Raw genomic sequence first — 22,001 nt, 5'->3', positions numbered from 1 at the left:
GAGTCCATCGGTTTAGAGGAATACGTCCAGTGAACTCTGTTTTGACCGGTCACTCTCAAAGAGGGAGTTGACACCGTACTCAAGTATCTCTATGCGCTGCATCAGGTACGGGTCTATGGGGTACCTTGATGCGAGGTCCTTTGATATCTCAAGGTACTTTATGACGGAACCCTTGGAGACGGTGAGCACAAGGTTCCCCCCGCATCTGCACTCCCCGCTGAGGGGTATGCGACGGTACTTCCGGTTGCACTTTGTGCATCGGACCTTCTGGCGTGAGAAGGCCCTTATGTTACCCATCATGTCAGGGAGGAAGTGTGACATGAGGACGCCCTCAACAACACCCCTCTGATCAACGGCCCTTATCTTCTCTGCAAGGGTTATCTGGGATTCAACCTTCTCCTTCATGGTGGGGAGCATCTTGTAGAGGCACACCTTCGGACCCTCATCTATGCTTGAGGTGTTATGGGAGAACATGAGACCCGTGTACTGTTCGGGCTTCCCGAGGCGCTTTTCGACGTTATCTATAACATCAAGAAGTTCCGCAGGCCTCGGGTGGTCAAAGCTCCTCTCATAGACCTCAAGGGGTATCATGTCCATGGTGTCTATGTTGTGGGATTCATCATCGATCTCCTCTGGATCGATCCTCGTTGATAAAACAAGGGGAGCGTCCATGCTCCCGCCCCTTGAACTGGGTAGATAGGACTTTGAGAAGTTGAGTAGTGCGTCCAGGAGGAGCATCACAGAGTCCTCGTCACTGTCACAGTTCCTCCTCTTGGCTGAATGGAAGTATGGATGGGCGTAGCATGCAGATGCACCCGTGAACCCTATGATCCTCCCAAGGACAGCAGCTGAGGTGTGGGGTGCGAGGCCTGCTATCAGGTGACCCACAAGGTCATCCCTTGTTTTAACGTTGTAGAACCTTTCAAGGCCATAGAACCTCTCGAGGAGGTCATCGACGAAGCAGGCAACCCTCACCAGGTAGTCTGCACAGTTCTCTGATATGACAACATCCTGGACCCTCAGTTCAAGTATCTGGTCCTCATCCTCAAGTTCATCACCATAGCAGTCCCTGGTGTACCCGAGCTCCCTGAGCCTCTTAACACTCACACCAACCTCTCTGGGCGTGAAGTGTGTCAGGGGGAGGTCAGTGGAGTCATGGCGTATTGTGGCATCCTTGAAGGTGTAAACATCATTCTTAGCCCTCAGTATGCCCTTTTCAAGGGGTTCAGGGAATTTTTGAGTGGATATCATGCCCTCAACCCCCTTTATTTCATCCAGCTTACGCACCGAAACATTTTCAGCCGCCCTCTTCAGGAGCGCTGCCAGGTTGATCTTTCTCCTACCAGGCTCTCCTATCACGGTCCTTGATCCGCAGCTAGGGCAGATGGACTGCATGGAGCTGACCCTGCATGATGGACATGTGGCGCGCCCTATTTCAACCACAATTGAGCCCTTCTTTGCAGCGTCGGCTATGTTACGCCGGCTACCCCCATACTTACCGATGGGGAAGAGGACGTGGGGTGCAGGCCTCATCTTCCGCTCCTTTGTCTTTTCAGGCCTGCCGACACGCGTGCCGATGTAGGTTGGGGCCTTCTTCATTATCCTGACAGATGATACCATGTTAAGTGACCCCACGGTATCGGATGAATCCTCAAGGGGCTTTCTGAGGGTTTTTAGCAGAGCATAGGCGTCATCATACCCTATAACCACCATCGAGTCCTTCACCCTGTGCGGAACCCCGAGGACCTCCAGGATCCTCTTCTCTGGCCTGAGGTCAAGGACGAGTTCATCCTCCAGCCGGGAGGTTTTAAGCCACTCCCTGAGCATGTTGAGCTCCCTGACGGTCACATCATGATAGAAGTAGGTGTAGCGTGGATGCAGGGGCACATCGTATTCCTCTGAAATCCGGAAGGCCTCCCTGGCATCCACTTCCATTTCATTCCAGCGGGTCCTGTAGTATGAGAGATTGAGGGGATCATCTTCAGGGTATTTATCGGATGAGAGGATGGTCTGTATCCACCACTCCTCGCACCAGCCAGCAGGCATGAGGACGTGGTTGTTCCTTAAAAACTCCCCGAAGGCCACCAGCATATCACCGAGGAATAGTATCTCCTCAACCTCTGATCTGACCCTTGAGGCTGTTTCAACATCCTCAACCCGTATAACGTCACCGTTTCTGAGCTTGACCACGGGCCCATCTACTGTATCAACCGGGACAACACAGTTACCCTTACCTGGCCTTTCGATCTTCATCTGGGTCCCGACGGCCAGAAACTGGAGGAGCTCCATGGTGGCCGGGTGCACCCCCATGGCAGCAAGGCCTGTGTTACGGGCCCTCCCGTACCTCAACCTGAAGGCACCCTTTTCTGATGGGTAGGCAAGGACGGGCCTTCCACCTATTATGTCCTCAACGTATTTACTGTCTGCCTTCACAACAACCTTTTCCTCTCCTTCGCCCTTCTTGGGAGCCTTTGAGAATTCTTCAAGCCATTCCCAGCCATCAAGTTGCAGCTGCTTTGCGTACTTGAGTACCTTGGGGGCCTTCTGTATAACCCCCTCAACCATGGCCAGGAGGGCCCCCCCGCGGATGTTGTTTGTTTCAACCCTCTCAAGGTCCCTGTGGGACACCTCCACCTTATCTGTGGGCTCCCCTGTCACCTCAACAGGGATTTCGCGGGCTGCAAGACGCACCTCATCGGGTTTCGGCGAGTACTGGAGGTTTGTGACCTCTGATTCATAGAGTTCAACCTCCTCAACGTACCGTTCAACCTCCCTATCCGTGGGCTTGTACCTGTCCAGGCCCACAGCAAGGCGTATGTAATCTGCTATGAGGACTGATAGGGCGGCTGCCGTACCACCGGCACTCCTTATGGGGCCTGCGAAGTACACTGCCAGGTACCGGGATCTGTCAAAGTTCTCCTTTATCCTGACCCTGGCTATACCCTCAAGGGGCGCTGCAACCACGCCCTCTGTGAGTATTGCAAGGGCAGTCCTCAGGGCCTGGTCTGCCAGTTTTTCCCTTTCCTCAAGGTTGTCTTCGGGAACGGACTGGGAGGCTATCTCAGCTGCGATCTGGAAAGCAACCTCCTCACGTCCCCTGTCACCTTCAAGTTCCTTTATTCTCCTGGCTATACCCTCCGGACCAACAAGCCCCTCAACACGTTCAGCAAGGTCCTTTGCAAGGGGTATCTCTGGATTGGTGCTTACATCAAGCCCACGGCCCCTCGCCTTCCTGGCGATTTCATAGAGTCGTTCTGTCTCCCTTTCAAGCTCATCGAAGTAGTCCCTCATGATTCATCACACGGCTTAAACTTGAACTCTATCTGAATCTGTTCCATCCAGCTCATTTTCAGCATCCGGTGAAACTTATATTATATGGTATCTGCAGAGTATAATAAGGTTTTATACATCAAACTTATGGTGATTTCTCATGGCAAAGAAGGATAAGAAGACACTTCCACCCAGCGGTGCAGGTCTTGTAAGGTACTTTGAAGAGGAGACGAAGGGACCGAAACTAACACCGGAACAGGTAGTTGTGATGAGCATAATACTGGCAGTCTTCTGCCTTGTACTCAGATTTTCGGGATGATAGAGGAGTGTTAAGATGGCCATTCATCCAGTTGAATTCAGGTACGGGACACCTGAAATGAAGGTTATATGGGAGGCTGAAAATAAGCTCCAGAAGATGCTGGACGTTGAGGCAGCCCTGGCACAGGCAGAGGGCGAACTTGGAATCATACCCGAGGAAGCTGCCTCTGAGATAGTCAGGAAGGCCAGCACCGAGTTTGTTACCCTTGAAAGGGTTAACGAGATTGAGAGGGAGACAAAACATGATATAGCATCTCTTGTCAGGGCCCTTGCAGAGCAGTGCGAGGGTGACGCAGGGGAATATGTTCACTTCGGTGCAACATCCAATGACATCGTTGACACATCCAACTCCCTGCTTCTCAGGGAGTCAATATCGGTTCTCAGGGATAAACTCACCGGGCTGCTTGAGGTCCTCCTTGAACTGGCGGATGAAAACAGGGACAGGGTCTGCATCGGCAGGACCCATGGACAGCACGCCCTCCCGACCACCTATGGCATGAAGTTCGCCCTCTGGGCGGATGAGATTCACAGGCACCTGGAGCGCCTTGATGCATGCAGTGAGAGGCTCTGCGTCGGGATGATGACAGGAGCCGTCGGGACCACTGCGGCCCTGGGTGAGGAGGGCCTGGAGGTCCATGAGAGGGTTTCAGAGATACTGGAGCTCAGACCGGTCCTCATATCCAACCAGGTGGTCCAGAGGGACAACCATGCAGAGTTTATAATGGTCCTTGCCAATATAGCCACAACCCTCGATAAGATAGCCCTTGAAATCAGGAACCTCCAGAGAACAGAGATAATGGAGGTCGGAGAGAAATTCGATCCTGAGAAACAGGTGGGCAGCAGTACCATGCCCCATAAGATGAACCCCATAACTGCAGAGAGGATATGTGGTATTGCGCGTGTTATAAGGTCCTATGTTGTCGCCGCCCTTGAGAACAACCCGTTATGGCATGAGAGGGACCTCACGAATTCATCATCCGAGCGCATAATTCTGCCCGAGGCATGCATCCTCACCGACTACATACTGAAACTGACACTGGATGTCCTGGGCAACCTAGTGTTCTATCCAGAGAACATTAAGAGGAACCTTGAATTTACAGGGGGCCTCATAATGGCTGAGAGACTCATGGCCGAGCTAACAAGGAGGGGTATGGGTCGGCAGACAGCATATGCAGCTGTACGCAGGTGTGCCATTGAGGCCAGCAGGACGGGAAGGAGCCTGAGGGATGTGGTCCTTGAGAGCCCTGAGATCATGGATTACGTTACAGAGGAGGACCTTGAAGAGATAATGGACCCTGAGACCTACATCGGCTCATCCAGGAGGATCGTTGAGAGGGTCCTGGAGGAATCAGAGAAATGGCTTTGAGCACATGAAGGACCCCTATTCTCCTTAATACCTCAACAAAATCTTCTCATAAATTTTTTATATGTCCTGTCACCATAGATCATTATGGTGATAAGATGGAGTTAAAAGAAATAAAGTCTGTGAGGGTTGTTCCCTACACAATAATGAACTCCTCCATAGGGGCGATATGGGCATTCATCTTCGCTCTTCTGATCCTTATATTCGCTGGGGCAATTTCATCTGCTCTTCCAGCCGAATTGAGGGCCTTTGGGGGGCTAATTACTGGCATATCCGTTGTTGGGCTGGTGGTCCTACCTGTGGGGACATTTCTGCTCAGCATTGTGGAATCTTTTCTGAGGGCATACATTTACAATGGACTGACACCACGCCTTGGAGGTATCAAGCTTGCCCTGACAGGTATGGAGAAGGTTGAGTCCTTTGACATCGTGAGCACGTCACTGATACTCTCTGCTGTTGCGGCTATCCTGAACTTCATATACCAGCTTTTAGCAGCCCCTCTCCAGTGGGTATTCTTCAGCACAATAACCAGCATTGCAAAGACGGTTGAACCATCGGCTGTATCAAGCATGGCCGCGGTTGGATCTGCAACGGCACTTGGGACCATCATAAACATCGTTTTAACACCGGTAATGACATTCGTGGTATCATTCATAGTGATCGCCATAGGTCTTCTTCTATACAACTTCCTGTCAGCCAGGATAACACCCATAAAACTGAAACTCAGTGAGACCGTTGATGGACTTGTGAGTATAGATGGGATAGAGGCCATACCACTTGGACTCATAACAGGGTCAATAGCCGCCCTCCTGGGTTTAATAGTGGGAATAATAGCCCTGATCATCTTGTCCATTGCAGGGGAGTACACTGCAGGCATCCTGATACTGGTGGCTCTAACAGTCGGTGCATTCATCTGCACATTCATAGTGTATGGGCTCACAGCCCTCTTCTACAATGTACTGGCACCACGGATAGGCGCAGTTCAGATAAAGCTTGAATAGAGTTTTTAATTTCAATTAATTTTTATTTCTGTCAGAGCCCCTTAATTTCTCCCTATACGAACAGTTCCACAATATAAATGCTTTATTAAACAAATAATATAATAATAATTATCGAAAACATTATAAGGGTGTTATTAATCAGCGGATGCTTTTTAAGGGGTTCACGGCACCTTTAAGAGGTTTGGTGAACATAATAAATTACACTGAGAGATTAGATTTTATAAGGAGTTATGTGGTGATCTTGTGGTTGATGATTCACGTCTTCTGGCTGCAATGCCAACAAAGGCAGAAACATGTGTACTGAAAAATAATGGCGTAAGGGAAAAGTTCAGCCATGAAAAGCTTGTAAAATCCCTCCTAAACCTGGGGGCCAGTTTATGGACCTCAGAGAATGTGGCCTCAGAGGTTGCAAGGTCTGTCTACAATGGGATAACCACCAAGGAGATAAAGATCCTGGTCTACGACTCCCTCAGGAAGGTTGATGAGGAACTGGCAGATCGTTACCTTGCAGCCAACAGGCTCAGGGTGAGGACGTCAAGGGATAAGATAGAGACCTTTGATCAGAAGAAGATAGAGGACAACCTCATAAGGGAGGCAGGAGCCTCAGAGGACGTTGCAAGGGAAATCGCCACCGAGGTCTGGAGGGAGCTCAAGAAACTGAATGTGGAATACCTCACAGCCCCCATGATAAGGGAGGTTGTGAACACAAAGCTCATAGAGCACGGCCTTGAAACCCTCAGGAAGAGGTACACACGTCTCGGGATCCCGGTCTACAACATCACAAACCTCATAGAGAACGGTTCCAGGGACAACGCCAACATGATCCACAACCCTGAAACCGTCCACAAGTACGTGGCTGATGAGGCCCTCAAACAGTACACACTGCTCCACATACTCCCCTCAAGGCTCGCAGACGCCCACATGTCAGGAGACATACACATCCATGACCTTGAATTCTTCGCTGCACGGCCACTCAACTGTCTGCAGCACGATCTCCGTCTTTTCATAAGGCATGGACTGAGGGTTGACGGTACAGGTGACCATACATCTGTTGCAGGACCACCAAAGCACCTTGAAACCCTCATGAACCATGCAGGGGAGATAATGCTGGCATCCCAGCAGAACATGTCAGGCGGCCAGGCCATGAGCCTCTGGAACGTCTTCGTGGCGCCCTTCGCCGCAGGGCTGCCCTATGAGAAGATCAAACAGGCGGTCCAGATGTTCATATTCAACCTCAACATGGCCTACGCTGCAAGGGGAAGCCAGGTACCATTCACAAGCATAAACCTGGAGTTCGGGGTCCCGGAGTTCCTTGAGGATGAACCTGCCTATGGGCCCCGCGGGGAATACGCTGGCGTCTACGGTGACTTCGCTGAGGAGGCAAGGCTCCTCACAAGGGCATTCACTGAGGTCCTCCTGGAGGGTGATGCTGATGGGAAGCCCCACCTCTTCCCCAACACCATATACTCCCTCCGGAGGGAGACCTTCAGGGGCGAATTCGATGAGGAACTGAACCTGGTCCATGAACTGGCATCCAAGTACGGTACAGCCTACTTCATAAACATGCTGGCGGACTACAGGGGCAGTATGGCCAACTACATGGGTTGCCGTACGAGTCTCGCAGATAACTGGACAGGGGACTGGGAGAAGGACTGCTTCAGGACAGGGAACCTTGCCTACATAACCCTCAACCTCCCAAGGATAGCCTACCAGTCACGGGATGATGATGAACTCTTCGAGTACCTTGATGAGTACATTGACATGGCGGTGGAGGTCCTCAGGATAAGGAGGAGCCAGGCCCAGAGATGCCTAGACGACTACCACCTGCTCCCATTCCTCTCCCAGGAGATAGACGGAGAGAGGTACTACCGTATAGAGAATGCGACAATGAGCTTCGGATTCACGGGACTCAATGAGATGCTCGAGTACCACCTCGGGGTGGGTATACAGGACCCTGAAGCCAACAGATTCGGCCTGAAGGTTATAGAGCACATAAATGAACGTGCAGCTGAACTCAAGAAGGAGACAGGATGGCGGTGGAGCGTCCTCCAGACACCGGCAGAGTCCACAGCCCACAGGTTCGCAATGCTGGACCATGAGCATTACCCTGAGGAGGCGGTGCTCCAGGGCACAGAGGGTGCATACTACTACACCAACTCAAGCCACACACCCGTGAATGCAGAGGTGGACCTTGTTGAAAAGATAAGGATCGAGGAGAAGTACCACCCCCTGACACCGGGGGGGCACATATTCAATGCCTGGCTGGGTGAAGCAAAACCTGACCCTGAAGCCCTCGGGGGCCTCACAAGGAGGATCTGCAGGAGGAGTGACATAGGCTTCTGGGCGTACAGCAACGCCCTCAGCTTCTGCCTGAGGTGCAAGACCCTCATGAGGGGGCTGCAGGATTCCTGTGCACGCTGCGGTGAGAGGGATGAGGTTGAGTGGTATGACCGGATCACGGGTTACGTCCAGCAGGTTGGCCGGGCCAAGTCCTCAAGCGGGGGCTGGAACCGGGGCAAACAGCAGGAACTTCTTGATAGACGAAGAATAAACCTGTAATGTCCATGATGATTTCAGCTATTGACTGGAACCTTATCCCTTATATTTTGCAGGGTCATCATCTGGAATTCTCCTTATATTCTGAATGGAGACCTGAAGGGGTCAAGCACTTCTTTGCTCATTCACCCACCTCCTCCTTTCAGATTCATGACACTCTGGATCATGGATAACGGTTTACTTGGGGGGAGCGCCCTTTTAAATTGGCTCTATTTTTTGTCAGGAATTCGCCTATAGACACTGACTTTTCACTGTCTCCAGTAGACCATGAAAACTGATACTGAACTATGAGCTCCATATAAGGATCCAGGGAGTCTCGTTCTGGATATCAGATCTTTTAAGTTAACGGATGGGGATTAGGTGAGGGAGTTACAGATCACCTTATTCGAAGCTAGAAGGGTATTATCGTAGCCCAGGAGGTATATAACCGATATAATCACTAAAAAAGCTTTCATCTGCTCTAACATTCCAGTATTCCTAATTTGAGCCAAACAACCTGTTTAATGGTTTCTCTGCGCGGAATTCCTACCTTTCTTCAATGATAGTTGCCTTTAGTTTCTCGTTTATGCGTATTTGCGCAGGCTTTAATACATTGGTGACCAATATGGGGATAATATCGCTCTATTATAATAAATCAGTTAAAAAAACGCCCTTAAGAGTGCTCTAGGCCTGGAGGATCTAGTTCTAAGGAATGTTATAGAATCAAAAAATAGAATGTAAGTCAGAGAACCACTGGAGGCTTCAATCTTCAGGGAACCTCACAGGAACTGTCTGGGACTCTGATGAGCCACCGAATCCATGGGCTATCATGGTGTGCCTTCCCACCCCACCCGCCACAACGAGAACAACGTCAGAGGGGCTCCTCGTTAGATGGACCATACCATCCACAATGAGACAATCATCCAGCTTCCTGCCCCCACGGTCAGCCAGCCCTGCAGGTACAACTGCCCCCTCATGGATATAGTCCTTGACGTCATCCCGGGTCCATCCATGGGATGCAAGGGTCTCTGCATGTTCCGGGCTCATTATCACAAGAAGCTCCCCCGGGACGTGGCTGTTGTTGCAGCCGGCAGTTGAGGCCGTATGGATTATGGTGTCAAGGAGGTCCTCGGGCTCCCTGCTCCGGTGGTCATTCACATTATGGGGTGCCTCAACCCCCAGGAGGGTAACAGCACTATCATCTCCTGATAGGCCCCTCTCAACGTGTAATGGCTCCCAGGGGCTCTCATCCTCATTCTCTGCAAGGCAGTAGCTGTACTTTGCAGGGGAACCCATTGTGGCATGGTCCCCCACACCCGGAACAGCCCCTGCTATGTTCATGAGGCAGAGCCGCAGTGCACGCCCCAGGGTTGCACCTGGAAGGTTTCCGGGTCCAAGGCACCCGGCCCCCGGGTTGAAGTTCAGGTCCCTGACAACAGGCCCATTGACCACCACAGCAACGGCTACAGGGTGGGTGGTGGCGTTTATACCTGCAAGGTTGAATTCCTCCCTTCCGATACCCTCAATGCATGACTCGAGGAGCGGCATCATCTGTGGTATGCAGCCGGCCATGACCGCGTTAACAGCCACCTTCTCCACGGTCGCCATCCCCATCCTTGGGGGTAATGCTGCTATGACATCCCCGGGATCCCGGGAGGTGTACCTGTAGAATTTCTCCACACGTACCTGTGTTGGGGGTATTATGGGGAGGCCGTCGGTCATCCTCTTCTCATAAAACTCAAGGCTGATCCTCTCAGGGTCAGGGTCGACCATGACCTTCATATCCTCCCCTGAGGAACCGCAGAGCCTGTTATCATCCAGGAGGTCATCTATGAGGCATCCGCATGATTTATCAATTTTAACCAACCTATCACCTCAGATGTTCCAGTATTGATGGAATTATCTTCCTTGCCTTTCTGAGGATATCCTCAGACTCCAGTCCAGCTATGGGGTGTTCTATCTCAACTATCCGGAGGTCAGGCATCCCGTGGGCGGCTGCAAGTTTCTCTGCATACTCCCTGAAACGGTCTGAACAGATGGAGATTGTTGGAACCCCCATACCCTCCAGGCGAATTGCGTCGAGGATCACCCAGGTTGTGCAGGATCCACAGTCACCCAGGGCGAGTATGCAGAGGTCACCCTGTCTGGCCCCATTGATCTGGGCCTCTGTTGCAGGCGCACCTGCAGGTTTCTTTGACCACAGGAATCTTAAACTTTCCAGAGAGGACTCAACAGCCTCCAGTATTGTCCTTGCGCCTGGTTTGGTGTTGTCGAGGAGTGTGACTGTCCTGACATCACCTATTCTGTTGACGGGAATCTCATCCATGCAGGTATCCGCCAGGGGGTTCATGACCTCCCTTTCAACTATCCTGATCTTCATATCAGGCCTCCAGTCTGAGCCTCCTTATAACGAAGTCCCTCTCAAGTGAGAGGAGGAAGGAGGCTGCCCTTGGACCCATCTTCTTACCTATGAGGACCCTGTATATTGCCTGGAATGCCTTCTGGGGTTTAAGTCCATGCCTTCGGAGTATGCTGTACATCTCGTCGTGGAGTTCCTCGGCGGTCATCTCCCTGGACTCCATGAGGTCCGCAACTTCATGGAGGAATTTCATCTGGGGCTCTGATAATTCAACATCAGGAAGCTCCTCCTGAACATGGAACTTGACGAATTCAGGGGCGTAAAGCCTTAACCAGTTTTTAACGTTCTCTACACGTTCATTTAACTGTTCAAGCTGTTTATCTGTGAGCTGATCCAGGTCAAGGTCCATAAATTCCTCTGGGAGCTGTGAATTCCTTTTGAGGATGTCGTAGAGCCTTTCAGGGTCATCCCCTGCTATCTGGCAGGCGACCGTCATGAAGCGATAGGATGGCCTGAGTGGTAGATCGAATTCCTCTATCATCGAAACCCGGTATATGTTCCTGAGTTTCTCTTCCTCCTTCTCTGATGCAGCATCCTCCAGCCCATAGTAGATCCTCTCTGTCCTGTCGAACTGGTCCATGAGGTCAAGGAATGGCATGTCAGGGTTGAAGTCCTTGTGCTTCATGGGCTTGCTCCGGAATATGAAGTAGTTGAGGCTTTCAGGGGGTCCTATCTCAAGCCACTGGCCCGGCGTGAAGAAGACGCCCCTTGACTTGGACATGGCCTCCCCCCTGAGGGTTATCCACTCATAGGGTACAGGGTAGGGCGCAGGGTACTCGAATATCTCCTCTGATATGATGCTGCTGACGTCATAGGAGCCTCCACTTGCTGCATGATCCTTACCGAAGGGTTCACAGGTGACGCCGAGGATCTTCCACCTGGCAGCCCACTCAACCCTCCATGTGAGTTTACCGTGGCCGGATTTTATATCCATCTCCCCATCGAAGCCACATTTACACCTGTACCTCACAGTATCTCCATCAAAGTCATAGGCCTCCGTCGTGTTCACACGGCCACACTTCTCACAGATGGGGTTGTAGGGTAGCCAGTCATCCCTCAGGGGCCTGTCCCTGAACCTGTTGAATATCTCCCTTATATCATGGGCCCTTTCAAGGGATGTTCTTATGTAATCATTGTAGAGGCCCTCCGTGTACATGCGGGCCCCGGAGTAGTGCTCGACCCTTATCCTGAACCTTTCAAGGGCCTCCAGGAAGGGCCTCTGGAAGTGTTCGACGAAGCTCTCACAGCAGCCCTCAGGGCAGGGTATCATGGAATAGGGCACCCCGAGGTACTTCTCATAACTTTCTGGGAGGGGGTAGGGCACCTTTCTGAGGGGGTCGTGGTCGTCGGCTATCCAGACGGTCCTTGATTTGAAGCCGTCCCTTTTGAGTGAATTGGCTATGGAGCTTGCTATGAAAACGTCGCAGGAATTCCCTATATGTATTGAGCCTGATATGGATGTTCCACTGGCAACAACGTGCTCGTCAACATCCCTATCCTTAAGTTCATCAGCTATCCTTTCAATCCAGTGCTTCAAAGAGATCACCTGTATAAAAACGTGATAGAATCAGTGAGATAAAAAAGTGTGTGAACTTCAAAATATATTAATCTTCTCAAAAAAAGGAGCGGGGGGTTTCAGTCGAAGATCCTTGTATCTGCACTGTCAAGCCACTCGTTAACGATCTTGACGGCGCAGTACTCCCCGCACATTGTACAGGTGTCCGGGTCCTCAGGGGGCCTCTCATCCCTTATGCGCCTCGCTTCAGCAGGGCACATGGCTGCATCGAACTGGGCCTCCCAGTTGAGCTTCTTACGGGCGTTGGCCATTTCAAGGTCCTTCTCTCCGCTGTGGACGCCCTTGACCATGTCACCCACGTAGGCACCTATCCTTGTTGCTATGACACCCTCCTTCACATCATCGGGGTATGGGAGGGCGAGGTGTTCTGCCGGCGTGACATAGCATATGAAGTCTGCACCTGCAGCTGCTGATGCGGCTGCCCCTATGGATGACACTATGTGGTCATAACCTGCACCTATATCTGTGACTATGGGTCCCAGCATGTAGAATGGGGCTCCCCTGCAGAGTTTCTTCTGTAGTATAACATTGGCCTTTATCTCATTGAGGGGTATGTGGCCCGGACCCTCAACGATGGTCTGGACACCGGCCTCCCTTGCCCTGTCGATGAGTTCACCGAGTACTATGAGCTCCTGTACCTGGGCCCTGTCGGTTGAGTCTGCGATGGCACCGGCGCGCATGGCATTGGCCATTGAAAGCACGAAGTCGTGCTCCTTCGCAATCTCCAGTATGTAATCGAAGTTCTCATAGAGGGGGTTTTCCAGCCCGTTTTCAACCATCCATGCTGATACGAAGGCCCCTCCCCTGCTCACAAGGCCGCCTTCACGGCCCTGCCTTTTGAGCCTCCTGAGGGTTTCCCTATTGACACTGCAGTGGATGGCCATGAAGTCTATACCATCCTTTGCCTGTTTCTCAATGGCCCTGAACATGACGTCCTCGTCCATGTAGATGGCAGCACCCTTCTCCCTTATGGTCTCAATGGCTGCCTGATAGACCGGCACGCTCCCAACGGGTATGGGTGAGATGTCAAGGATTCTTCTCCTTATCTCATCAAGGTCGCCGCCGACTGAGAGCTCCATGAGTGTGTCTGCCCTGTTTTCAATTGCAATTCTGGCCTTCTTCTCCTCCATTTCAAAGTCGACGATGTCTGTGGATGTTCCTATGGTGGCGTTGACCTTGGTCCTCAGACCTGCGCCTATGCCGACAGCTGCAACATCTTCACGGTTAAGGTTGCTTGGGATGGCTATTTTCCCGCTGGCAACTCCTCTTCTCACAAACTCTGGGGTGACGTTCTCTGCCTCCGCCACCGCTTTCATTTCATCTGTTATAACACCTTTTTTAGCTTCATCCATTTGAGTCATCTAATCACCCTTCTGGTTTGACCCTTAACCCCTTGGGGTATGATCTGGATCAGCGGAAATAAGATCTGTGGATATCATATTGATTGGATCCCTCCAGTTATAAAAACTACTGTTTCAGACCCCGTTAATACTCTTAAAGGATCTTTGATGTCCTCCGTCACTGGCTGCTTCCATGACCGCATATCTGTTTGTCACAGTTTAAGTGAGTCCTCATATCACCGGTTCGTAGCCCCAGTGCTCAACGAAGCGCTTCATGACCTTTCCGGTGTCGGGGATGTTTGTCTGGGTGCCCTCCTCCTCAACTATGAATGATGCGACTGCGGATGCGAACCGTCCGCATGTTTCAAGGTCTGCGCCTTGGAGGTAGGCCCTCATGAAGCCAGCACGGTAGGAGTCCCCCGCACCTGTGGGGTCGGCGGCCTCCCTGGGTATGGCGTCTATCCTTATCACATCATCTGAGTATATGATGCTTCCCTCCTTGCCGTAGGTCTTAACCACCACCCCGGGACCCATCTCCCTGAGGCCCTGGATATCCACTGACAGTTTGCTGCATATGCGATCTATTTCATGGTGGTTGCCGAAGAGTATGTCGCATACACCAACTGCCCTTTCCAGCTGGCTGCGGGAGTACATGTGGAGGTCCTGGCCCGGGTCAAAGCTTATTATCTTATCAAGGGACCTTGCAAATTCCCCGCACCTGCAGTTGAAGGAGGGATCACCGGTTGCGAGGTGCACTGCACGGGCAGATCTTATTGCATCCTCAGGTGTCTCGGCGCATTTGAAGTACCTTGCAGCGCCCCAGTAGAAATAGCTTATCTGGTTGTGATCTGAATCGGTCATCACAAAGGCTGTTGGGGTGCTTTCCTCGGGCACCATGATCATGGAACTGGTGTCTATACCACTTGACTCAAGGAGCTCCCTGTACTCCGAACCCTCAAAGTCGCCTCCAACCGCGGAGACAAGGGATGTTCTAAGACCCAGCATTGATCCCACCAGGGCAACATTTGCGGCTGCTCCCCCATGAAGGTTCCTCATGCGTTTTATGGCTGTTGATGAGTTGGGTTCTGGGAATTCATCCAGCTGTATTATGTAATCGAAGGCGGTATGTCCAACAGCAAGAAGGTCTCTGTCTTCACTCATAGGATCACCTGAATCTGGGTTAATTCTGTCTGGGTTGGTTTATAATCTGATTGGATTATTCGTTATAACCTGTGAATTTCTTCACATGCCTATAGCTTCACCAGGGCTCTTCTGGATCGGGATTATAACCTATTTGTTATAGTCCTCAGATCGTGGTAACTGATTCCAGAAATGTTTTAAGTTTTGGTCAGTGAAGGGGTTCAAAGCCTGCTTCAGCAACCAGGGCCTGGCCCTCACCGGTGAGGAACTCCAGCAGTTCATGGACCCCCTCACCATCACGGCACTTCACGGCGCTTATAACGTGCCTTGTCTCAGCCCTAAGGATGTCAGAACCCTGGAATTGACTAGCATTTAGGAATGTGCTCAGCCCCTGCTCATTCCTGACAATTCTGTAGGCATGGTAGGGGGACCTCACCTCCCTGACAACCTCAAATTCCACACCGGCCTCTGAGAGGACCTCCCATGCCAGCCTCTGGGCCGACCCGGAAACCCCCACGAAGGAGGAGCCATCAAGTTCCCTGATATCATTAACACTCCTACCAACAAGGACCAGGTGGTCATAGGCAATTGGAACAAAATCAAGGTCCCGCCGGTACGCCTGGAGGGGGTCATCCAGGAATACAGCATCAAGCATGCTCCTCTCTGCAAGATGGAATGAATCCTCATCACAGCATGAAAATAGGGATGCTGATAATCCCAAAAACTCAATGGCAGCCTCTACAAGGTTTGAGGATATGTAGCCTGCAGCTATCATGGGAGGCCCTGATCCCTCCAGTATTCTTATCTGGCGCATGTAGGCCCCCAGGATCTCCATGGCCTCAGGTGTGAGTTCTGATCCGGCCCCACTGCTTCTCACCAGCTTCACACCAAGGAGGGACTCGGCCCTGAGCACCCTCCTGTTGAGTACCTGGGGTGACACCCCGAGGATTCGGGCAGCCCTCCTCTGTGAGAAGGTCTCCCCTATCACCCTTAGGGTCTCGAAGAACCGGTGATCAAATCTGTGCCCATTGATCTCCATTCCAGGGAGGGGCTTCATATCCATACTCACACCTTTCCCTTATATGCTCTGTTTTTCATTAACAGGGGCAAATTCAGCGTAGATTTTCATTTACGGTTGCATTCAGCAAATAGGATCTGATTGCTCCAGCAGATTCCATGTTACAGTAATACGTTTTGCTCCTTTTAGGCAGGTCAATTACCCACTGTTTTTATATCATATCTTCATATATGGGTATAGGTGTTGCGATGATAATAAAGAAGGCCATCAGGGACATAATCAATAATCTTGAGAAGATTGAGAGGGATGTTGATGAGGAAACCGTTGAGAATTTCATAGATATCCTCACCTCTGCATCCAGCGTCTTTGTCCTGGGACTTGGAAGGTCAGGCCTTGTTGCCAGGGCCTTTGCAATGAGGCTGATGCACCTTGAGATAAACGCCTTCGTGGTTGGCGAGACCATAACCCCTGCAATAAATGAGGGTGACGTCCTCATCGCGATTTCAGGTTCGGGCAGGACAAGTTACATCGTGAATGCGGCCTCCATAGCCAGGGAGAGGGGCGCAGGGGTCGTGGCGGTAACTTCATACCCTGACTCTGACCTGGCAGAGCTGGCAGATCTAACGGTGACCATAAAGGGAAGGACAAAGATTGACGGTGAGAAGGACTACATGAAGAGGCAGATGAGGGGCAATCATCACTCAAGAACACCCCTTGGAACACTCTTTGAGATATCGGCCCTGGTATTCCTGGACGGCATCATAGCTGAGCTAATGGAGAGGTTTGATAAGAGGGAGGAGGACCTGCACCATAGGCACAGCTCCTTTGATTAGCACACCGAAGTTAAAACAGTGAACTGAGTAACAGTTAATGGAGTGGTAAATTCCGGGATCCCAGTTTTTTGGAATATTACAGTTCATCCAGGTTTTTCCTGACTCTGATCGGGTCTGCACTGGCTTTTACCTCAGGAATCCATTCAACTTTTCAGTTCATGTATTCTGGAAAATTTATCTCCAATCAATTATCCAGGTATTATCCTCTCAGGGTGGCTGTATATGTTGAATCTCCTCCCGCGCACGAATCCCAGCATTGTAAGACCCGTCCTCTGGGCAGCATCATACCCTGAGGATGTTGGGGCTGCATTGGATGCTATGACCGGCACACCTGCGCGGACGACCTTTATGAGCATATCAGCGGGCATTCTCCCGCTGTAGACAATGAAACTCTCTCTGAAATTAACACCATCCATCGCACCGGAACCTATTACCTTATCCACAGCCACATGCCTGCTAACATCCTCAAAAACCATGAATTCATCACCTGTTACAAGTGCAGCCACATGGGTACCTCCGGTCATCCTCCAGACAATTGCGGAGTTCACCATACGCTTGAATGCCCTGAATATGTCATCAGCCCTGACTCTCAGGTCTGAATCAACTGGTTCCACCATTTCAACCCTCTGTCTCCAGCCACCGAAGCAGTCGGATCCCATCACAAGCTCCCTTCGTATATCAAGATCCCCTGATTCTATCTCGGCATCGATTATATTATCGCTGATTTCAATGGAGACTATGTCATCGACGGAGTCCACCAGACCCTCACCTATGAGGTAACCTGTTGCAAACTCCTCAAGGGCCTCGGGACTTGCAGTGAAGCGCTGCTCCATACCCCCATTTATCCGGATACGCACCTCAATGTCGTTAACGATTTTTTCATGGATCCTTCTCCTTTCATCATCCACACGGAAAGCATCAACCTCTCTGTAAAGTGACATGAACCCACCACCAGGTATATAAAAACATATATCCCACTTTGCTTAACAGTTAAACAGATGTTTGGTCCTTCATCTATAATAGATTTGAGTTCATGACTCTTTAACCTGGAGGCTTTGAATGGATGAGGAATTGAGGAGAATATTCGCGGTCTACACTGGTCATAAATCTGAAATTATACCCATACTGCAGGATATACAGGATGAATACGGTTATCTTCCAGAGGATGCCCTGGAGGAGGTAGCACGCTTCACAGGGGTTAGCAGGGCCCATTTATACGGGGTAGCCACCTTCTACGCCCAGTTCAGATTCAGGCCAAGGGGAAGAAAGCATGTAATGGTATGCACAGGAACGGCCTGTCATGTCAGCGGAGCTGAACAGGTTCTTGATGCAATTGAAAGGCACCTCGGCATAGAGGAGGGGGACGTTACAGATGACCTGGAATACTCACTTGAATCCGTGGGCTGTATAGGGTGCTGCTCCCTGGCGCCATGTGCAATGGTGAACGATGAGGTCGTATCGCGTATAAAACCATCAAGGGTGGGCAAAATCTTCCCAAAAAAGTCTTAGAGTGTCTTAAATGATTGAAGAAATTGTATCGGTCTCTTTGAAGGAATACATGTCCCTCTTCAGGGATGAACCGACCATATTTATAGGTTCAGCCACCTGTGGAAGGTCTGCAGGGGCCCAGCAGATAGAAGAGATAATGAGAAAGACGGCAGCCGAGCTCTCAGTTGAATTCAGGATGATACACACAGGGTGCATGGGGCTATGCTATGCTGAACCCATGGTGGTGGTGTTCAATGGTGATGGCCGTGGTTCCATCTATGGTCCTGTGAACCGTAAACTCGCAAAGAGGATAATCAAGGAGCACCTCCTGGAGGGCAGGGAGGTTGAGGCCCTGGGGAATGTCGACATTTCATTAAATGGCGACTCATTTGAACCCAATTACACTCTGGAATTCATGGAGGGACAGTCAAGGAGGATACTCAGAAGATGCGGCCTTATAGATCCTGAAAACCTTGGTCACTACCTGGCAACCGGAGGCTACAGGGGCCTGGTGAGGGCCCTTGAAATGGAACCTGATGAGGTAATTGAGGAGGTGAAGGACTCCGGCCTCAGGGGCCGCGGAGGCGCAGGATTCCCTGCATGGCTCAAATGGAGTCTCTGCCGCCAGGAAGACTCAGATGTGAAGTACCTCATTTGTAACGCCGATGAGGGGGACCCAGGGGCCTTCATGAACCGTTCACTCATAGAGGGGGACCCCCATGCACTCCTTGAGGGGATACTCATCGCATCATACGCAGTGGGGGCCAGGGAGGCCTACATCTACTGCAGGGCAGAGTACCCACTAGCCCTCGAGAGGCTCAGGGCGGCCATATCTGATCTGAGGGATCTGGGACTTCTCGGTAAGGATATCCTCGGGTCAGGTTTCGGACTGGATATAAAGATAAAGGAGGGCGCCGGGGCCTTTGTATGTGGAGAGGAAACAGCCCTCATATCATCCATTGAGGGTAAGAGGGGAATGCCCAGGACAAGACCACCGTTCCCAACAACAAGGGGTCTATGGGGCAGGCCCACCGTTATAAACAACGTGGAGACCCTTGCCGCTGTTTCAATGATAATGCAGCACGGAGCAGAGTACTTCAGCTCCCTAGGCACCCCTGATAGCAGGGGAACCAAGACATTTTCCCTGGTGGGCGATGTCAGGAGGACCGGGCTCATAGAGGTCCCCCTGGGCACAACCCTGAGGGAGGTAATCTTTGATATTGGAGGGGGAGTTGTGGATGGAGACCTGAAGGCGGTACAGATAGGGGGACCTTCAGGGGGATGCCTCCCTGCTGAACTTATCGATACCGGTATAGACTATGACTCCCTCACATCTGCAGGGGCAATAATGGGTTCAGGCGGCCTTGTTGTTTTATCGGACCGCACATGCATGGTTGAACTTGCAAGGTACTTCCTTGAGTTCACACAGAGAGAGTCCTGTGGAAAATGCGTGCCCTGCCGTGTGGGGACAAGGCAGATGCTAATGATACTCAATGACATCGTAGAGGGTTCAGGAAATCCTGAAGACCTAGATACACTCAGGGATGTGGCTGAAAGTGTCAGAGCGGCCTCACTCTGCGGCCTAGGTCAGACATCACCCAACCCTGTCCTGACCACCCTCAGATACTTTAAGGACGAGTACCATGACCACATAAACGGCAGATGCACGGCTGCATCATGCAGTGAGCTGATGCACTACCTGATAGACCCTGAAAAATGTGATGGATGCATGGCGTGCCTCAAGACATGCCCTTCGGAGGCCATAATCGGTTCAAGGGACGAGGTCCATATTATAGACCAGGATAAATGCCTCAAGTGCGGTTCATGCATGGATATATGTAAGAGGGATGCTGTCAGAAGGTTACCCGGCGCCTACCGTTAGTTCTGGGTCCTTCTAGTTCATGAGAAGGAAGGGATGTAGAGAAGAGTTCAGAACAATAAAAATAGGGGCTCCTTCTCATGGCCTCATAGAATAGTTCATGGGGTGTAGTAGGGGGCTCTCCTTCTTATGGCCTCATGGAATAGTTCACGGATTCTATCAGAGTCATTTTCCCTCAGGGCGTCCCTTGCGTCCACCAGGTTGTCGTTCCTGAGAAGGCAGGGTTTCAGCTTACCGTCAGGGGTTACCCTGAGCCTCGTGCATTTTGCACAGAACCTTGTATTGTCCATGGGCCTCACAACCTCGATTTCCCCCCCATCTATATAGTACTTCTTGCGGTCCTGCATGAATTTCCTGGTCCTGATTCTGTCTGCCATCTCTGCAAGCTCCTCCTCAATGGGGGTTATGTCGCAGTGGTATCTTTCGACGGCATCATCATGGCAGCTTTCTGTTTTGAGGAGTTCAATTATCTGGAGCACCGCGCCCTTCTCCCGGCAGAATTCAAACATGTCCCATACCTCGTGGTGGTTCACACCCCTGAGGATCACCATGTTTATCTTGACGGGATCAAGTCCCATATCAACGGCACTGGTTATACCTGACTTAACCCTTTCAAGGTAATCCTTCCGGGTTATGAAGCGGTAGGTCTCCGGGTTGAGCGTGTCAAAACTCACATTAACCCTGTCAAGTCCAGCTTCGCTTAGAGCAGCACTGTACCCTTCAAGGAGGGTGCCGTTGGTTGTTATGGATATGTCCCTGAATCCGATGCTGTTTATCCTCTCAACTATTTCAACTATATCATCCCTTATGAGGGGCTCGCCACCTGAGAGCCTTATCTTCCCCACACCCAGGTCTGAGGCAACACTGCAGAGATTCTCTATATCTGCAGCTGACATCTCATCCCTGGATGAGACAATCCCATCCCTGTGGCAGTAGATACAGTTAACGTTGCAGCGACCTGTTACTGATATCCGCAGTGACATAACAGGCCTTCCGTGTCTGTCCTGTACATGCATTGATTTACCTCAAGTGAATCTTGTGGATGCCATAATATGCAGAGACCATGCTATACTGATGGCTCAGTCACCGGACCATGCACGAGTTCCATGTGGACCTACTTTATGATGAGATCAACCCTTCCATTCTTAAAGCTTTCTGTTTCAAGGGCATCAACCATACCCCTGACGGTCTTTGATATGAACTCCTGGACGAAGGGGTTCAGGGGGACGGGTTTTCCATTGATCCTGAGCAGAACCCTGTCGGGCTGGCTCCTACAGTCGATGTCATCAGCCTCTCCACGGATCTTGGCCTCTTTAAACTCCATGCATGAGCTGAACCCGCATTTCTTGCAGTTGAGGTTCTGCAACAGACCATAGCTCCTCTTCTTCACAAGATCGATGAGCTCATCCACATCCTCAAGTTTGAAGGGATCAACAACCTTCACTGTGAACTTCCCTGGGGTGGAGGTTGATACGCTGGCATACTCCATCTCCTTGAAGCCCTCAACTATGAGGAAGTCCAGGTCATCAAGGATCTCGAGGATGCCAACAATCTCCTCGAGGTCCATCCCCCTTTCAAGGAGGAAGAAGGTTTCCCTGCCGGTTCCGGCAACCATCTCTGCACCGGCCCTCCTGTGCTTATCGGTGTCCTTCCCCGGGAAATCAAAGCCAGTATGGGTATGTTTAAGTGTCCCCACCCTGTAGCCCTCCGATGTGAGTTTCTTCACCAGCATCTCCACAAGGGTTGTCTTTCCGGTGTTCTTTGTACCGGTAACTCCGATGATCTTCATCCTCTTCACCTCACTCTCTACTCATAACCTTT

General features: G+C 51.1%; 17 protein-coding genes. 7 read left to right on the top strand and 10 right to left on the bottom strand.

The window, feature by feature from the left end; translation table 11 throughout:
* Window positions 1-12: 12 nt before the first annotated feature.
* Entirely contained in the window at window positions 13-3,291 is a 3,279-nt protein-coding gene (gene polC, locus DNK57_RS03565; protein WP_192961668.1) for a DNA polymerase II large subunit, read from the bottom strand.
* 139 nt (window positions 3,292-3,430) lie between these two features.
* On the opposite strand from polC, the gene DNK57_RS03560 reads away from it, so the two are divergent.
* From DNK57_RS03560 to nrdD, 4 genes are all read left to right on the top strand, one after another.
* Window positions 3,431-3,589, top strand: coding sequence for a preprotein translocase subunit Sec61beta (locus DNK57_RS03560; protein WP_013294958.1), 159 nt, complete (start codon window positions 3,431-3,433; stop codon window positions 3,587-3,589).
* Between the two features lie 15 nt (window positions 3,590-3,604).
* The gene (gene purB, locus DNK57_RS03555; RefSeq protein WP_192961667.1) at window positions 3,605-4,954 is read left to right on the top strand and encodes an adenylosuccinate lyase; all 1,350 of its coding nucleotides are present in this window, start codon (window positions 3,605-3,607) and stop codon (window positions 4,952-4,954) included.
* Window positions 4,955-5,049: 95 nt separating this feature from the next.
* On the top strand, window positions 5,050-5,952 hold the full coding sequence (locus tag DNK57_RS03550; RefSeq protein WP_192961666.1) for a hypothetical protein: 903 nt from the start codon (window positions 5,050-5,052) through the stop codon (window positions 5,950-5,952).
* A gap of 273 nt (window positions 5,953-6,225) precedes the next feature.
* Window positions 6,226-8,511: an anaerobic ribonucleoside-triphosphate reductase gene (gene nrdD / locus DNK57_RS03545; RefSeq protein WP_192961815.1), complete on the top strand. Its 2,286-nt coding sequence runs from the start codon at window positions 6,226-6,228 to the stop codon at window positions 8,509-8,511.
* Between the two features lie 738 nt (window positions 8,512-9,249).
* Here nrdD and DNK57_RS03540 read toward each other — a convergent pair.
* From DNK57_RS03540 to DNK57_RS03515, 6 genes are all read right to left on the bottom strand, one after another.
* On the bottom strand, window positions 9,250-10,353 hold the full coding sequence (locus tag DNK57_RS03540; protein ID WP_192961665.1) for a hypothetical protein: 1,104 nt from the start codon (window positions 10,351-10,353) through the stop codon (window positions 9,250-9,252).
* Window positions 10,354-10,357: 4 nt separating this feature from the next.
* A complete protein-coding gene (locus tag DNK57_RS03535) occupies window positions 10,358-10,867 on the bottom strand; it encodes a UGSC family (seleno)protein (protein WP_192961664.1) in 510 nt (169 codons plus the stop codon).
* Window position 10,868: 1 nt separating this feature from the next.
* Window positions 10,869-12,443 carry a lysine--tRNA ligase gene (lysS, locus tag DNK57_RS03530; RefSeq protein WP_192961663.1) on the bottom strand — a complete coding sequence of 525 codons (1,575 nt, stop codon included), beginning with the start codon at window positions 12,441-12,443 and terminating at the stop codon, window positions 10,869-10,871.
* A gap of 98 nt (window positions 12,444-12,541) precedes the next feature.
* Window positions 12,542-13,843, bottom strand: coding sequence for a phosphomethylpyrimidine synthase (gene thiC / locus DNK57_RS03525; RefSeq protein ID WP_192961662.1), 1,302 nt, complete (start codon window positions 13,841-13,843; stop codon window positions 12,542-12,544).
* A 210-nt stretch (window positions 13,844-14,053) separates the two neighbouring features.
* Window positions 14,054-14,983: a carbohydrate kinase family protein gene (locus DNK57_RS03520; protein WP_192961661.1), complete on the bottom strand. Its 930-nt coding sequence runs from the start codon at window positions 14,981-14,983 to the stop codon at window positions 14,054-14,056.
* A gap of 187 nt (window positions 14,984-15,170) precedes the next feature.
* On the bottom strand, window positions 15,171-16,025 hold the full coding sequence (locus DNK57_RS03515) for a LysR family transcriptional regulator (protein WP_192961660.1): 855 nt from the start codon (window positions 16,023-16,025) through the stop codon (window positions 15,171-15,173).
* A gap of 203 nt (window positions 16,026-16,228) precedes the next feature.
* On the opposite strand from DNK57_RS03515, the gene hxlB reads away from it, so the two are divergent.
* Entirely contained in the window at window positions 16,229-16,813 is a 585-nt protein-coding gene (hxlB, locus tag DNK57_RS03510; protein ID WP_192961659.1) for a 6-phospho-3-hexuloisomerase, read from the top strand.
* A gap of 188 nt (window positions 16,814-17,001) precedes the next feature.
* Here the strand turns inward: hxlB and fdhD are convergent, their stop codons facing one another.
* Entirely contained in the window at window positions 17,002-17,754 is a 753-nt protein-coding gene (gene fdhD / locus DNK57_RS03505; protein ID WP_192961658.1) for a formate dehydrogenase accessory sulfurtransferase FdhD, read from the bottom strand.
* Between the two features lie 118 nt (window positions 17,755-17,872).
* Here fdhD and nuoE point away from each other — a divergent pair, with 118 nt between their 5' ends.
* Together nuoE and nuoF are read left to right on the top strand one after the other, a co-directional pair.
* Window positions 17,873-18,322 carry an NADH-quinone oxidoreductase subunit NuoE gene (nuoE, locus tag DNK57_RS03500; RefSeq protein WP_192961657.1) on the top strand — a complete coding sequence of 150 codons (450 nt, stop codon included), beginning with the start codon at window positions 17,873-17,875 and terminating at the stop codon, window positions 18,320-18,322.
* Between the two features lie 10 nt (window positions 18,323-18,332).
* Window positions 18,333-20,183 carry an NADH-quinone oxidoreductase subunit NuoF gene (nuoF, locus tag DNK57_RS03495; RefSeq protein ID WP_192961656.1) on the top strand — a complete coding sequence of 617 codons (1,851 nt, stop codon included), beginning with the start codon at window positions 18,333-18,335 and terminating at the stop codon, window positions 20,181-20,183.
* A 95-nt stretch (window positions 20,184-20,278) separates the two neighbouring features.
* Here nuoF and moaA read toward each other — a convergent pair whose 3' ends face one another.
* Window positions 20,279-21,196: a GTP 3',8-cyclase MoaA gene (gene moaA, locus DNK57_RS03490; RefSeq protein ID WP_192961655.1), complete on the bottom strand. Its 918-nt coding sequence runs from the start codon at window positions 21,194-21,196 to the stop codon at window positions 20,279-20,281.
* A gap of 98 nt (window positions 21,197-21,294) precedes the next feature.
* Window positions 21,295-21,969, bottom strand: a complete 675-nt coding sequence (gene mobB, locus DNK57_RS03485) for a molybdopterin-guanine dinucleotide biosynthesis protein B (RefSeq protein WP_192961654.1) — start codon at window positions 21,967-21,969, stop codon at window positions 21,295-21,297.
* Window positions 21,970-22,001: the final 32 nt, after the last annotated feature.

It is taken from the genome of Methanothermobacter thermautotrophicus (genome assembly GCF_014889545.1).
GTDB classification, from domain to species: Archaea; Methanobacteriota; Methanobacteria; order Methanobacteriales; family Methanothermobacteraceae; genus Methanothermobacter; species Methanothermobacter thermautotrophicus_A.
Note: the sequence above shows the minus strand (reverse complement) of the source record. Positions and strands in the feature narration are given on the sequence as shown.

Excerpts from the sequence above, each read along its gene's own strand:
- polC (WP_192961668.1), bottom strand. The coding sequence starts at position 3,291 with ATGAGGGACTACTTCGATGAGCTTGAAAGGGAGACAGAACGACTCTAT.
- DNK57_RS03560 (WP_013294958.1), top strand. The coding sequence starts at position 3,431 with ATGGCAAAGAAGGATAAGAAGACACTTCCACCCAGCGGTGCAGGTCTT.
- purB (WP_192961667.1), top strand. The coding sequence starts at position 3,605 with ATGGCCATTCATCCAGTTGAATTCAGGTACGGGACACCTGAAATGAAG.
- DNK57_RS03550 (WP_192961666.1), top strand. The coding sequence starts at position 5,050 with ATGGAGTTAAAAGAAATAAAGTCTGTGAGGGTTGTTCCCTACACAATA.
- nrdD (WP_192961815.1), top strand. The coding sequence starts at position 6,226 with ATGCCAACAAAGGCAGAAACATGTGTACTGAAAAATAATGGCGTAAGG.
- DNK57_RS03535 (WP_192961664.1), bottom strand. The coding sequence starts at position 10,867 with ATGAAGATCAGGATAGTTGAAAGGGAGGTCATGAACCCCCTGGCGGAT.
- thiC (WP_192961662.1), bottom strand. The coding sequence starts at position 13,843 with ATGACTCAAATGGATGAAGCTAAAAAAGGTGTTATAACAGATGAAATG.
- DNK57_RS03520 (WP_192961661.1), bottom strand. The coding sequence starts at position 14,983 with ATGAGTGAAGACAGAGACCTTCTTGCTGTTGGACATACCGCCTTCGAT.
- DNK57_RS03515 (WP_192961660.1), bottom strand. The coding sequence starts at position 16,025 with ATGGATATGAAGCCCCTCCCTGGAATGGAGATCAATGGGCACAGATTT.
- hxlB (WP_192961659.1), top strand. The coding sequence starts at position 16,229 with ATGATAATAAAGAAGGCCATCAGGGACATAATCAATAATCTTGAGAAG.
- fdhD (WP_192961658.1), bottom strand. The coding sequence starts at position 17,754 with ATGTCACTTTACAGAGAGGTTGATGCTTTCCGTGTGGATGATGAAAGG.
- nuoE (WP_192961657.1), top strand. The coding sequence starts at position 17,873 with ATGGATGAGGAATTGAGGAGAATATTCGCGGTCTACACTGGTCATAAA.
- nuoF (WP_192961656.1), top strand. The coding sequence starts at position 18,333 with ATGATTGAAGAAATTGTATCGGTCTCTTTGAAGGAATACATGTCCCTC.
- moaA (WP_192961655.1), bottom strand. The coding sequence starts at position 21,196 with ATGCATGTACAGGACAGACACGGAAGGCCTGTTATGTCACTGCGGATA.
- mobB (WP_192961654.1), bottom strand. The coding sequence starts at position 21,969 with ATGAAGATCATCGGAGTTACCGGTACAAAGAACACCGGAAAGACAACC.